This window comes from Photobacterium sp. GB-36, from assembly GCF_003026135.1.
Lineage (GTDB): Bacteria > Pseudomonadota > Gammaproteobacteria > Enterobacterales > Vibrionaceae > Photobacterium.
This window is the reverse complement of the sequence record NZ_PYNY01000016.1, coordinates 19,767-33,416: the sequence shown is the minus strand read 5'-3', so window position 1 is coordinate 33,416 and position 13,650 is coordinate 19,767. Positions and strand designations below refer to the sequence as shown.

Genomic DNA, 13,650 nt, shown 5'->3' with positions numbered 1-13,650 from the left:
ATCCTTTTATACAACGCTTAACGTCGGGCCTTTTAATACTTGTGGTATACCAGCAGTTACAAATATTACCCGTGCAGATTGTTTCGCAATCGCTTGATGCAGCCAACCACTCTCATCGACAAATCGACGAGAAACTTCACCTAGCGGCACTATTCCTTGCCCTACTTCATTACTCACTAAAATGATATGCCCTTTTGCTTCACTAATAGCGTGTAGAAAGTCTGTTTTTGCCTGTTGCCATGAATGGTTACCAATAGGTTGAAATAAGCAGTTATTTAACCATAACGTTAAACAATCGATCAGTAAGCATGTCTGATTGTTACTATGTTCACGAATAATATTTGCCAAATCATAAGGCTCTTCAATCAGCATCCACTTAGAAGGACGTTGCTGTTTATGAATTAGAATGCGTTCAGCCATTTCATTATCACAAGCGGTTGCTGTTGCTACATATTTAACAACCAAGCCAGATTGTTCTGCGAGCTGTTCCGCTAAACGACTCTTACCAGAACGTGCGCCACCCAAGATCAATTCTGTACCCAGCAACGGCTTTACATGCATAATAAACCTATTAATTATATAAAATACAGAATGTTAACTTATTAATACCATGCTGTATTGTGGCATTTCACAGTTATGAACATGGATAGAAAATATTTACAGTCACCAAATTTCAAACGGCAGCAATAGAAGCCAAAAGTGTCTTAATTTCAAGATTGCCTAGCAATAAAAATTCTCTTTCATTATGAGTAAATTTGATTTTTATTATTAAAGACTAATACTTAGACTATGAATTAAACAATCTATTAGGAAGAAATTATGGCTTCTCAACAAGTACGACTGGTTGATGTGTTGAGACTTCCAACGGTTTTGCTTTCCTTAGATTCAAGATCTCTCTACCAAATTATTACGGAAGCTCGATATTTATCATTACTAGGACAATTAAAAAAAACCTGTGAACGTAATGAAATTTGGCAAGATCTTCCTCTTTTCTTCCAGCAACAGCTAATTTCAGGCTTTCATAGTTATGAAAAACAAAAGCAATCATTAGAATTTGAACATCAGGAGTTAACCAAACAGTTTCAAGGCATATTACCGTCATGGCGCTATATTCGCGGTAGCGCATTACAACTTTCTGAAGTTGAGGCATTTTCAGGTAGGATTAAAAACAATATTGAGATATTAATTTCTAAGTCATTTGTAGAAGCTGTTTTACAACGGTTGTTAAATAATGGATGGCGTTATAAATATATAACCGACTACGAGGAAACTTTCTATTGTCGTTGGTCTCAGCAAACGACGCCGTTAGTTCATAAAGAAAGACGAACTGAGTTAGCTATTCATTATCATTTATTACCTAAAACACTAACCCATAAATTAAAAGAAGCACCTTTACTTCACCATCATATATCTCCCAGTATTGCCCTACCAGCAACGCTTTTATCTCCTGAGGCTATGGTACTTCATCAGGCTATTATGCTCTTTAATCAAGTTGATTTTCATCATGGCTTACGTGATATATACGACTTAAATTTACAATTTCAGCATTATGGACAACAGCGATTATTCTGGCATAACTTAATTCAACTTCACCAGCAAATTGGAAAAGATAACAGCCTGTATCTTGCACTTTCATTATGTCAAAAATTATTCGATTTACCGATTCCTAGCAACATGCAGCAATATTTAAATCAATCACAATCCCAGCGTACAATTTTCTGGCTTTATAAAGATAGATTTACTGAAGTTATCAATCATGCTTTTCCAAAACACCAAAACTCTAATTACCATTTTGCAGTTAAATCATTACGCTTTCGTGGCCGTTTAAAACGTATGCCTATTTATGCAATTGTGCCGCACATTATTAAACGGAGTGTGCTTAATTTGATGCCACATGAGGAAGATGAAGAAATCATTTACTAATGCATTTCTCTTTAATCAAAAAACCTCTTAAGCACTTTCAACCAATAAGTAGCCTAGTGTGTTTAAGAGGCTTTATAGCGAAGATCTACTTTAGAACTTTAAGTATTTCTTCATTTTACCGACGCTTTTTTCGCCAAGCCCTGTGACCTTTTCTAAATCTTTACTACTTTTGAATTTTCCATTCTTTTTGCGGTAGTCAACAATCGCTTTTGCTTTTGCTTCACCAATACCAGGAAGTGATGCTGCAAGCTCTGAGGCTGAAGCAGTGTTCACATTAACGGCTTTAAGTTGCTTTTTAACTTCTGTTTTTGACTTTGTCGTGGACGCTTTTTTACTATCAGTTACTTTAGATGAAGATATCTTTTTTGCTTTATCTGCTTCTTTTTTCGCAGACTTCTTCACCTTGGTAATACAATCCATTTTTTTCTGCTTATCTGCCTTATATTTGGTTTCACATTTCTTGATAAGCTTAGTGGTATCGGTTGTAGCAGCCTGAGATGCAAATGGCACAATGAACGCAAGTGTTAATAATAATTTTTTAAACATTAGAAAACTCCTTTATAGATAATCCAGTGTAGATTAAAGACGATTGATACAAAAAAATAAAATAAAACATCATAAAGCGTTTAAACCATCGTTTTTATTCACCTTTACGGCTTAAACCATCAGTAAAGACTCTCACTTTCTTTTATTTATAGATTTATCCATATGTTTTTAAAGTGATTTTTATATCTAGTAAAGAAAACATAGCATGTAGTTTAATTTGTGTTCAATGTAGTGTTGGGTTATGCGATCTTGTTAGAATTATTACAATTATTCATTACTAAGTGGCTACCTTTGGCTATAAGATAGCTATCTTGTGGTCAGGTGAGCTAATAAATAACACCATACTATGATTCACGCTTCTTGCGTATAAAGGACTTTTGATGACAGACAACATGCTTTTTTATAAAACCTACCCGCACCCAAGCAGTAATGAATGGGTAGTGTTTGTGCATGGTGCCGGTGGCAGTTCAGCAATTTGGTACAAACAGATTAAAGCGTATAAACAACACTTTAATTTGTTACTTCTCGATCTACGTGGTCATGGTAAATCCAATAACATGTTCAAAGACATGATCGCTAATCCCTATACCTTTAAAAGTGTGACGAAAGATATCGTTCATGTACTTAATCACTTGAAGATTCAATCAGCACACTTTGTCGGAATATCTCTGGGCACAATCATTATTCGTAACTTAGCAGAGATAGCACCAGACAGAGTTAAAACGATGATTTTAGGTGGCGCAGTAACACGTTTAAACACTCGTTCTCAAATTTTAGTGAAACTAGGTAATATGTGTAAGCACATTATTCCTTATATGTGGTTATATCGTTTATTTGCCTATGTTGTTATGCCGCAAAAAAATCAACGCGAGTCTCGACATTTATTCGTCAGAGAAGCGAAAAAGTTGTGTCAAAATGAATTTAAGCGATGGTTTAAACTGGCAACAGAAGTAAACCCCATCATGAAGTATTTTAAAGAAAAAGAACTGTCGATACCGACATTGTATTTGATGGGGGCAAATGACTATATGTTTATCAAGCCAGTAAAAGAGATGGTTCAACGACATAAATTTAGTTTTTTGACTGAATTAAAAGATTGCGGGCACGTTTGCAACGTAGAAAGACCGGATGATTTTAATCAACACTCGATCGAATTTATTAAACAACATAAAGCCAGTTATACGGCTTAACATTCTATTGTAAAAAAGGCATAACGCTGCTTAATGATCTTTTTCTAGATCTTTAAGTGCACGTTATGCCATTTTTTATGTTTATTTATTAATTAGCGTTCAATGTGCTTAGCTAAGAAAGCTTCAAGTTGCTTGGTTACAAATTCAGGTTGTTCCAAGTTACTAATATGCCCAGCCTCTGGGATCAATACATATTCGCTATCTTTGATCTCATCATGCATCAACTGCGCTTCTAGTGGCGGACGTGGATTATCTTCCATACCTGATAAAATCAAAGTAGGTGCTTTAAGTTGCGCTATATCGTCAAACGTATCTCGACGACCAAACACCATTTTACCCACTTGTGCAATGGCTACTGCTTTATCACCTTTCAGAGATACTAAATGTTGTCTAAAACTATCAACAAGCTCTGGCGTATATTGCTCGGCTTGACGACGGAAAAATAAAGGAACAACACTATCAATAATTGCCTCAGGAATAGCCTGCTGCTCAATAATTGTATTTAACATTGCAAAGTATTTAGCATGTAATACTTCAGGCTCGTAACCTAAAAAAGTATCCATCAATACTAATGCTGTAACACGTTGAGGTACTTTTATGGCAAGCTCTGCTCCCCACATGCCTCCCACTGATAAACCAATAAGCGAAAAGTTATCTATCTTAAGGTGATCAAGTAGTGCAATAACATCATCAGCGTAATCACGCAGCGTACGTGTTTTTTCAGGTGCAGCATCAGCCTGACCATGTGCCCATAACTCAGGCACGATACAACGATAATGCTGACTCAATGCCTCTATTTGTGGTTGCCACATTTTGCTGTCCCACAAATAGCTATGGCCCAAAACGAGTACAGGGCCTCTACCTTGATCTAAATACGTTAATTTACGATCTTCAATTACATAACTTTGCATGCATATCCTTGTCATCATTTATACGTGTTTCACACGCTATCTTACTGCATCTACTTCAAATTGATATTTTTTATCGATCAAGGCAAGTCCCTTTCGATAAAAAATCCATGCGCTGATCCCTGCCGCAAAATTACCAAGCATTGCTCCAGTAAATAGACCTGGAAGACCTGCAAGTTGCGATCCTATCCATAAAATCGGTAGGAAACAGATAAACAAACGCCACGCTGAAATAAATAATGCGCGCATCGGCATTGCTAGCGCATTACAAATCGATACCATAATCATACAAACACCCAATGCGCCTAGACTAATAGGAACGCGTGTTAGGTGCATTAAAAGCACTTGCTGTACTTTGACATCAGATGACAATAATGAACTTAATGGTGACGACAGTAAGAAAATGATGATTGCTATAATAAATTGCCATGCAAGGACAAAAGAGACGGCAATGTTTATCAAGGTTTTGATCCCTTGAATATCTCGTTTACCTAACCGCTTTCCTACCATCTGAGGCATAGACATAGTCAAAGCCAATACAACGACGATAGAAAAAAACTCAATTCGCGACCCCAAAGCCCAAGCGCCGACTGTAGCGGCACCAAAACCTGCGACTAATTTCGTCGCTAACATAGAAGATACAGGAGGCAATAATTGACTCATCATGGCCGGTGCCATGATATGTCCAAGCTCTTTAATCGACTGAATGATATTCAAGCCAGCCCAATGAAAGCTTAACCATTTTTTTTTCATCACTAATGGGAAAACCACCAGCATACCAATAATAAATGCAGTAATCGTTGCCCAAGCTGCACCATTAATACCCAGTCCAAATTTAAAGATGAACAACGGATCTAAAACAATATTCAATAAGCTTGTTACCATCATCATGGTACCCGGTAACAAAGTATTACCATTTGATCGACATAAGCTATAAGCAAAATACAACATCGAACCACACCATGCACTCATTAGCCAAATAGGCCAATAAGTATCAATGATAGGAAGTACATTTGCTGGCGCATCAAGTAAATGCATGATCACATCACGAAGTGACCAAATGACACCACAGAGTAAAGCGATACCAATACCGCCAACAAGCACAACTAAACCGCCGAGTTGTTGCGCTCTTACTTCTTCATTGGCACCTAACACTCGTGAAATCAATGCAGTAGTCGCGATACCTAAACCAACTTGAAGACCAATAACCACCATTTGCATTGGTAGTGTAAAGCCTTGAGCAGCGAGTGGAAGTACACCAAGCTGAGCGATAAAGGCACTATCTACAAGTTGAAAACTCATCAGCGATAACACACCGAATAACATCGGCCATGTCATTTTAAAGAGGTCTTGAGTTAAAGTTCGAGTATTAGAAGGTAGTTTCATAGATCACTTCTCTTACTGATATAAATAGTTATTACATAAAACAAAAAATCCCCGCATGAGCGAGGATAGTTGTTCTAATTAAACAATTAGCGGATAACAAGTTTGACCAAATCGGCAGGTCGATAATAAACCGATTTTAGTACCTTACCTTGACGAATAATTTTCCCATCAAGATCTACATCTTGAGCACACTTAGCAATAATATAATCACCTTTGGTGCTAGCCGTTAGTGCAACGCCCTGCTTTGCATAAAACGCTTCAGTGTCTGCGTATTCCTCAGCATTACGGCACACTTTACTCATATTGCTAGAATGGACTTCATTCCAGCAAGCCATAAAATCAATACCTAGGCGAGCTGACATTTGCAACAGAATATCAATCAAATAACTAATACCGATATTATCTTCTACTTGTTTATCACCTAGATGAACTAAGCGCCCCATTAACACATAAACAGAGTCAACGATCGCATCCGCTTGCTCAACTAAAGAATCCGCTTCTGCTAGTTCTGTCATTTCTTCAACAGCAAGTGATGTATGTAAGGCGTCTGCTTGAATATCTAGTGTTTGAGGTGATTCGATATCAAGATCGAATGTAGAACGAAACTCTCTAATATCGCGGTAAAGATGATCAAAAAGAGGTTGGTCTAGCACTGACAGTCTCATTCGTTTTCCTTGTCTCAAATTATAATGGTCTAGTCATTAAAAATACGACGTAAATAGTAACGATAAATATTTTTAATCAGACAACCACAGAATACTAATCTAATCAGAGACTAGATACAAAACCAATTATGAAATCAGTTTTCGTTTGTTGCTAAAACCATCACTTCAAAGATATGCAACGTAACCCTTATGTCTTGTTAGTAGAGAAAAAATCATTGAATGTATGTGTACAAATGTAACAAAATGACATCATGATATTGCGATATTAACACTTGATTGTTCATTAAAATAGATGAAAATCAGTTTGTTAATTTACAACCCATGGTTATTTATTTTGGACTCTCATATGATTGCAGGACACCGTGGTGCACGCGCTGTTGCACCAGAAAATACATTGATTTCCATGAAAGCTGCCGCTGATGCAGGCGCAAAGTGGATTGAGACTGATACTCAACTTTGTGAAGATTTAGTGCCTGTTATTATCCATGATAAAAGCGTACGTCGATGTACGAATGGTTCAGGGAGTGTTCGTCATAAAACGCTACAGGAATTGAAACAACTTGATGCTGGCAGTTGGTTTTCACCAGAGTTTGCAGGAGAAACCATCCCTACGTTACATGAGCTACTTGCCGCTTGTGATGAATATGGCCTTAATCTTAACCTTGAAATAAAGGTACATTACGAAGAAGAAGTGGCCTTACAAGTAACAAAAACAATTGAAGCGATAAAAAATTATGGCTTTGATCCAGAACGTCTTATTTTATCTAGTTTTTCTTATAACGCAGTTCATCAATGCTTAGAGCAATGGCCTGAAGTACGCCGAGGGTTAATTATTGAAGATTGGGTACCTGATATTGAACGATTAGATGAAAAATTGAAGTTGTACAGTATCCATCTCGATCATCATCTTCTCAATGAAAAACTTGCAAAAGAAATTATCCAAGCCGGTAAAGTACTGCAAATTTGGACAATGAATGACCCTAAAAAAGTAGCTAAATTTACTCGATGGGGCGTATCAACAATCATCACAGATGATCCTGCATTACTCATTTCAGTGCTTAACGACTAACATCTTTTCTGTATAAGCGCTTATTGGCAAGCGCTTATCTCCCCCTTACAAGCTAAGGGCTAAATTATAATTCAAGCTATATTTTTGATTATTTATATTCCGAAATAATACAAATAATTCTAATAGCAATCTGTATAAAATGTTTCAATATGTGTGGGTAATATTAATACTATATGAATGATATATTGATAGTGATTCTCTCTGTTTGAAAAATCGCTCTATATTATAAATAACCGTAACTGAATAATATTGTCAGAAAATAATCAGAATTGGGAGAAAACTCTTCATGTCAGTATATGACACTATATGTATTATGGCGGCAATTGCAGTCTTTATTTCAATAATTAACCATAAGATTGGACGTTTTCAAACAACCATTGCGATTACAGGTTGGTCTATCGCTATATCGCTTATTCTTTTAGCATTAACTAGCTTTGGTTATATTTCAATAGATAAAGAAAATGCGTTAATAGAGCTTATTCAACATATAAAATTTGAAGACTTCTTACTAAAAGGTGTGCTTGGTTTCTTATTATTTGCAGGTGCACTAAATATAGATTTAAACCATTTAAAAGACCAAAAATTTGAAATTACCTTTCTTGCTCTTGTCGGCACGCTATTTTCTACTTTTTTTATCGGCATTGTCATATGGTTAATATTCAATCTTATCGGTATTGATCTCAACTTTATTTATTGCTGTTTATTCGGCGCACTTATCTCTCCTACCGATCCAATTGCTGTATTAGCAATTGTGAAAAAATTAAAGGCGCCACAACGTATTTCAACTCAAATTGAAGGTGAATCATTATTTAATGATGGCGTAGGTTTAGTTATTTTCGTTACTATTTTTGAAGTCGCTTTTGGAAAAACAACGCCAACGGTATCTGGTACTGCACTACTTTTCATTCGTGAAGCCCTTGGCGGTATTGCTTTTGGTGCAGTGTTAGGCGGTATATTCCACTACCTAATTAAAGGTTCAAGCGATAATATGATGCGCTTAATATTAACCATGCTTATTCCTACCTTTGGTTATGTATTAGGTGAACATTTAGAAGTTTCAGCCCCTCTTGCAATGGTTGTTTCAGGGATCCTAATTGGCAATATCACGCGTAAATACATTTCAGAACAATCGGCAGACCAAATGGCACATTTATGGGAATTGGTCGATGAAATTTTAAATGCCGTATTATTCCTTCTTATCGGTTTTGTGATGATCACCTTTAGCTTCCACCGCATTGATATCATCGCGGTAATTATTGCAATCCCACTCGTATTATTAAGTCGTTATCTAAGTATTCGTCTCTCTTATATCGGTTTTACACGTTACCGCCAATACAACCCAGAGTCTGTTAAAATTCTTACATGGGGCGGCTTACGTGGTGGCTTAGCACTTGCTATGGCGATGGCTATCCCAGCCCATATTTACTTACCATCTCATCCGGATGTCAGTGTTAAAGAAATCATTGTCTTAATGACTTACGCTATTGTGATCTTTTCAATATTGATCCAAGGCTCAACCATTACCCCAATGATCATGAAAGCAAAAGCGGTTGACAATAAACCATTCTAAGGAGAGAACATGTATTGGATCCATCACCATCACATTATTATTGCATTTGTTGGTCTAATTGCTGCCTTTGGTGCCGGCCTTATTGGGCTTTATAAGCAGAAATAAGAACAGCCAAACCAGAGACAAATCCATACAAAAGAGATAAAGAACCGTTATGTTTTTATCTCTTTTTTTATGATCAACGTCTAATTCGAGCAAGTATTGCATTGATCGTTACTTTTGAATAATTAACTACATTTTTACAATCAACCATTGTTAATAAAATCGCTTCCTTTATGATATTTTTAATCACTTTAAATAAGACATATATTAATGACCACCAGCAATGAGAGTTTAATTCCATTAGGCGCACGTTTTATGCTCCTTTCTGCCCTCGGTTTTGCCTTAATGTCTTCTACCGTTAAATACGTTAACCAAATAGGCATTCCAGTCTTTGAAATTGTTGCGGCGCGTGCTGTTGTTTCTCTTATCATTAGTTATTTAGATATTAAGCGTAAAGGCATTTCGGTCTGGGGGAATAATAAGCCATTATTAGTTGTTCGAGGTATTGTAGGTACTATTGGACTCTCATGTGTTTATTATGCTGTTACTACACTTCCCCTTGCCGAAGCTACCATTTTGCAATACACCAATCCCGTATTTACTGCTTTACTTGCCGTCATCTTCTTAAAAGAGCGCGTTCAATTTTCAACGCTAGTGTGCATTTTTTTGAGTATCTTAGGCTTATTTTTTATCGTTAATCCAACAACATTAACATCTGGAAGTTCTCACCTGCCCTTATTTAGCGTCATGATTGCATTAATCGGTGCTTTCGTTAGTGCTATTTCATATATTATTGTGAAAAAACTCAGTAGCACGGAAGATAGCTCCGTCATTATCTTTTACTTCCCGCTGATCACCTTACCATTAGCCCTACTTTTGATCGCTGATAACTTCGTTGTCCCTGATTTACCTACCACTATCTGCCTAATATTAGTCGGCATTTTTACACAAGTAGGACAAGTCGGCTTAACAAAAGCGATGCAAACTCAAACAGCAGGAAAAGCAACAGCTTACTCTTATGTTCAAATTGTCTTATCAATCATCCTTGGATTTCTAATCTTCAAAGAAGTCCCATCTATTTGGACCTACCTCGGTGGTGCACTGATTATTTCGGGAGCTGTTGTGAATCTGTTTGGCCACAACATGATGAAAAAGATTAAACGCACCACGGTATAAGTATTGAAGAAACATAAAGAGTGATGGATTTTAACAATATCTTAATGATAATCTAATGAAAGAATTTTCATGATGATTTACGGTCAAGGAATGACCGTTTACAACATAATCTATCAATGTAGTACGCAGGAAGCGGTATGATCGAATGTTATAAAAATAGACTTTGGTATCAAGATTTTGCCATGAAAACCAACGGTATTGCGGTTGGTTGTAAAATGACAGTGATAAAATTAGACGATGATCGTTTGTTTATTCACTCCCCTGTTGAACTCGACAATGCATTGAAATCAACCATAGAGCAACTGGGTGAAATTGTCGCCGTTGTCACTCCCAATCAAAGCTATCATCACTATTTATCAGAGTGGTGGCTCGCTTATCCAGATGCCTATTTCTTTGCCGCTCCTGGTTTACAACAAAAACGTGGAGATCTAACGTTTGACGACGTATTACGCCAGTACACTCCCGCTTTATGGCAAGGACAACTATTACAAACCTTAATTAAGGGTAGTGACAACTTTGAAGAAATCGCCTTTTGTGATCCTTTATCAAAAACATTAATTTTGGGTGATTTACTTGCATGGATGGTTGATAAGAAGCACCCACTGAGTATAGGTTATGGGCTTCTAAACGGTTGCTATATTCACCCAGCCATGCCTTTCTATTTACGACTCAGTTTTACCGACCGCGTAAGATTACGCCAATCAATTCAAGAGATCTTAACATGGCCTTTTGACCGTATCATTTTTGCAAAAGGTAAAGTTATTGAGACAAACGGCAAACAGTTATTCTCAACCGCTTTTCACTGGTTATTCCACGCTTAGCAAAATAATGCTTATTTATTCATCTGTCTCACAGTAATTGTGAGACAGATCAATAAATACATTCAACCTAAAGCGCATAGTATTCTGATTATTATCGCCATGCTTATCACTTTTTCAGATAAGTTTGATTCGGAACCATACTATGAATCCAATAAGAATTTATATTCGCGACATTTTAGGCCTTGGTGTTGTCGGTATGTTTATCTTAGCAATACTTGGGATTATTTTTGCGGCTGTTGGAGCCATTCACTATATGACAGGGGCAACAGATTTAGTTGCTAAAGATCTTCATCTTGCGATGACCCACATTGTTTTTTTAGTCCCAGCATTGTTACTCGGCTATGCTATCAACCGACCAAAATGGATAGCGGAAACAACACAGTTTCGCTTAGTAAAAGCCAAGAAAGAGTCTGCATAAGCTTTAATAGAAAAAGAGCCTGACATCTAATTGTCAACATACACTGATATTGTTTCTTTTTTATCTTTGTGTGTGAGGCTCTTTTGCTAAACGCTAAAACTTCCCCTATTTCAACGTTATTACCAGAACTCTTACAACTTGAAACGTTAATTGAAAGGTTAAACCAGTACAAATCCCCTGTACCATTTCACTGTAATGTATTTGCCCACATCCCTTGCAATGATCATTTTCCTCAGCACAATAAAAATAGCTTACCACTCTATGCGATTCATCTTGGTACGCCTGATCCAAATGCACCATTAATGCTATTTGTAGGCGGTGTTCATGGTTTGGAACGGATTGGCACTCAAGTACTGCTGTCATATCTGCATACAATTATCGAACGTATGACATGGGATACCACGCTACATCATCTTTTACAGCAGATTCAAATCGTTTTTATTCCTTTAGTAAACCCTGTAGGGATGGCGAAAAATTACCGTTCAAATGGTAATCATGTTGATTTAATGCGAAATGCACCTTTAAACAGTCAAGAAAATACAGCTTTTTTAATTGGTGGACATCGCTTATCTCCTCGCATCCCTTGGTTTAGAGGAAACAACAGTCAACAAATGGAATTAGAAGCAGAAGCATTAACCCGTTACGTTACCGACTTAACAACATCTCGACCTGTAACACTGTCGTTAGATTGTCACTCCGGCTTTGGTTTAAAAGATAGAATTTGGTTTCCTTATGCCCATAGTGCAAAACGAGCCTTCCCTTATATTGGTGATGTTTACCATCTCCGACATAGATTTATGACGACTTACCCTAATCAAAATTATATTTTTGAACCTCAGGCTTTGCACTATCTCTGTCATGGGGATTTATGGGATCACATCACCCTACAATGTTTAAGGCAACAACAGGCTATACTACCACTAACATTAGAAATGGGATCTTGGCGTTGGATAAAGAAAAATCCACTTCAAATTCGGCAAGCATTGGGTATTTTTAACCCCATGAAACCTCAACGCATACAACGCGTATTACAAAAACACATTGTGCTGATGGATTTCATGATCAATGCGACTGCAAACTACCCATCATGGTTCAATCACGCAGATAACCCTTACTACAAACAACAAGCATTATCTCGCTGGTATAAAAAACAACAATAAACTACTGTGGCTTTTAAATATGACCAAACAACACACTATTATATTATTGCGAGGATTATTCCGAGACCAATTTCATTGGGGGGACTTTCGGCAAACGCTGAAATTAAACTTTCCCCGCTCAAATATTGTTTGTCTTGATATTGCAGGCAATGGCACTCGTAATAACGAAAAAACACCATCGAGCCTTGAAGGCATTGCTCGAGATCTGCACCAACATTTCCATGCTTTACAGCCAGATCATCAAGCCGATATTATTGCAATTTCTATGGGAGGAATGATTGCTTTAAAGTGGATGACATTATTTCCAAATGATATTCGTAAAGCGATATTGATTAATACCAGTACCCAAAGCCTTTCTCCCTTTCATCAACGTTTACGTTGGCAGCGCTATATCGATATTTTCCAAATTTTATGGTTACCAAACTTAAAACAAGAAGAAAAAATCATTCATTTAACATCAAATAAACAATGGGATAGCGTTGAACTTATTGCTTTATCTCATCGCTGGGCTAACTGGAAAGAACAACATCCCATTTCATGTCTCAACATGTTTAATCAACTCAATGCTAGTCGTGAGTTTATATTACCGAATAAGCTATCTCAGCCAATTAGTTTACTTACAAGCGAGCAAGACAAGCTCGTAAATTACCAGTGCAGTATTGATTTAGCTAGCTATTGGAATTTGCCTGTTCATATTCACCCCACAGCAGGTCACGATATACCGCTTGATGACCCAAAATGGGTTTGTGAGCACGCTAAACGTTTCTTATAATCTC

At 37.0% G+C, this 13,650-nt stretch carries 14 protein-coding genes; 9 read left to right on the top strand and 5 right to left on the bottom strand.

Features of this window, described 5'->3' with window-relative positions:
- Window positions 1-6: 6 nt before the first annotated feature.
- Window positions 7-561: a bifunctional adenosylcobinamide kinase/adenosylcobinamide-phosphate guanylyltransferase gene (gene cobU, locus C9J46_RS14250; protein WP_107208527.1), complete on the bottom strand. Its 555-nt coding sequence runs from the start codon at window positions 559-561 to the stop codon at window positions 7-9.
- A 258-nt stretch (window positions 562-819) separates the two neighbouring features.
- Between cobU and C9J46_RS14245 the strand changes: the two genes are divergently transcribed.
- Window positions 820-1,923: a nucleotidyltransferase family protein gene (locus C9J46_RS14245; protein ID WP_107291085.1), complete on the top strand. Its 1,104-nt coding sequence runs from the start codon at window positions 820-822 to the stop codon at window positions 1,921-1,923.
- 90 nt (window positions 1,924-2,013) lie between these two features.
- Here the strand turns inward: C9J46_RS14245 and C9J46_RS14240 are convergent, their stop codons facing one another.
- Window positions 2,014-2,469, bottom strand: a complete 456-nt coding sequence (locus C9J46_RS14240) for a helix-hairpin-helix domain-containing protein (protein WP_107208525.1) — start codon at window positions 2,467-2,469, stop codon at window positions 2,014-2,016.
- A gap of 380 nt (window positions 2,470-2,849) precedes the next feature.
- On the opposite strand from C9J46_RS14240, the gene C9J46_RS14235 reads away from it, so the two are divergent.
- Window positions 2,850-3,659, top strand: coding sequence for an alpha/beta fold hydrolase (locus C9J46_RS14235; protein WP_107208524.1), 810 nt, complete (start codon window positions 2,850-2,852; stop codon window positions 3,657-3,659).
- Between the two features lie 92 nt (window positions 3,660-3,751).
- Here C9J46_RS14235 and C9J46_RS14230 read toward each other — a convergent pair whose 3' ends face one another.
- The 3 genes from C9J46_RS14230 to C9J46_RS14220 form a co-directional block, all read right to left on the bottom strand.
- On the bottom strand, window positions 3,752-4,570 hold the full coding sequence (locus C9J46_RS14230) for an alpha/beta fold hydrolase (RefSeq protein WP_107208523.1): 819 nt from the start codon (window positions 4,568-4,570) through the stop codon (window positions 3,752-3,754).
- A 36-nt stretch (window positions 4,571-4,606) separates the two neighbouring features.
- The gene (locus tag C9J46_RS14225; RefSeq protein WP_107291084.1) at window positions 4,607-5,953 is read right to left on the bottom strand and encodes an MATE family efflux transporter; all 1,347 of its coding nucleotides are present in this window, start codon (window positions 5,951-5,953) and stop codon (window positions 4,607-4,609) included.
- A gap of 86 nt (window positions 5,954-6,039) precedes the next feature.
- Complete coding sequence (locus C9J46_RS14220) at window positions 6,040-6,618, bottom strand: nucleoside triphosphate pyrophosphohydrolase family protein (RefSeq protein WP_107247158.1); 579 nt, start codon at window positions 6,616-6,618, stop codon at window positions 6,040-6,042.
- 346 nt (window positions 6,619-6,964) lie between these two features.
- Here C9J46_RS14220 and C9J46_RS14215 point away from each other — a divergent pair, with 346 nt between their 5' ends.
- The 7 genes from C9J46_RS14215 (at window position 6,965) to C9J46_RS14185 (ending at window position 13,646) form a co-directional block, all read left to right on the top strand.
- A complete protein-coding gene (locus C9J46_RS14215) occupies window positions 6,965-7,687 on the top strand; it encodes a glycerophosphodiester phosphodiesterase family protein (protein WP_107208520.1) in 723 nt (240 codons plus the stop codon).
- 286 nt (window positions 7,688-7,973) lie between these two features.
- The gene (locus tag C9J46_RS14210; protein WP_199187082.1) at window positions 7,974-9,257 is read left to right on the top strand and encodes a sodium:proton antiporter; all 1,284 of its coding nucleotides are present in this window, start codon (window positions 7,974-7,976) and stop codon (window positions 9,255-9,257) included.
- Between the two features lie 312 nt (window positions 9,258-9,569).
- On the top strand, window positions 9,570-10,475 hold the full coding sequence (locus tag C9J46_RS14205) for a DMT family transporter (RefSeq protein ID WP_107261603.1): 906 nt from the start codon (window positions 9,570-9,572) through the stop codon (window positions 10,473-10,475).
- A 137-nt stretch (window positions 10,476-10,612) separates the two neighbouring features.
- Window positions 10,613-11,296, top strand: coding sequence for a DUF4336 domain-containing protein (locus tag C9J46_RS14200; protein ID WP_107208518.1), 684 nt, complete (start codon window positions 10,613-10,615; stop codon window positions 11,294-11,296).
- 142 nt (window positions 11,297-11,438) lie between these two features.
- Entirely contained in the window at window positions 11,439-11,714 is a 276-nt protein-coding gene (locus tag C9J46_RS14195) for a hypothetical protein (protein WP_107208517.1), read from the top strand.
- An 83-nt stretch (window positions 11,715-11,797) separates the two neighbouring features.
- Entirely contained in the window at window positions 11,798-12,874 is a 1,077-nt protein-coding gene (locus C9J46_RS14190) for a DUF2817 domain-containing protein (RefSeq protein ID WP_107291083.1), read from the top strand.
- A 19-nt stretch (window positions 12,875-12,893) separates the two neighbouring features.
- The gene (locus C9J46_RS14185; RefSeq protein WP_107291082.1) at window positions 12,894-13,646 is read left to right on the top strand and encodes an alpha/beta fold hydrolase; all 753 of its coding nucleotides are present in this window, start codon (window positions 12,894-12,896) and stop codon (window positions 13,644-13,646) included.
- Window positions 13,647-13,650 lie beyond the last annotated feature (4 nt).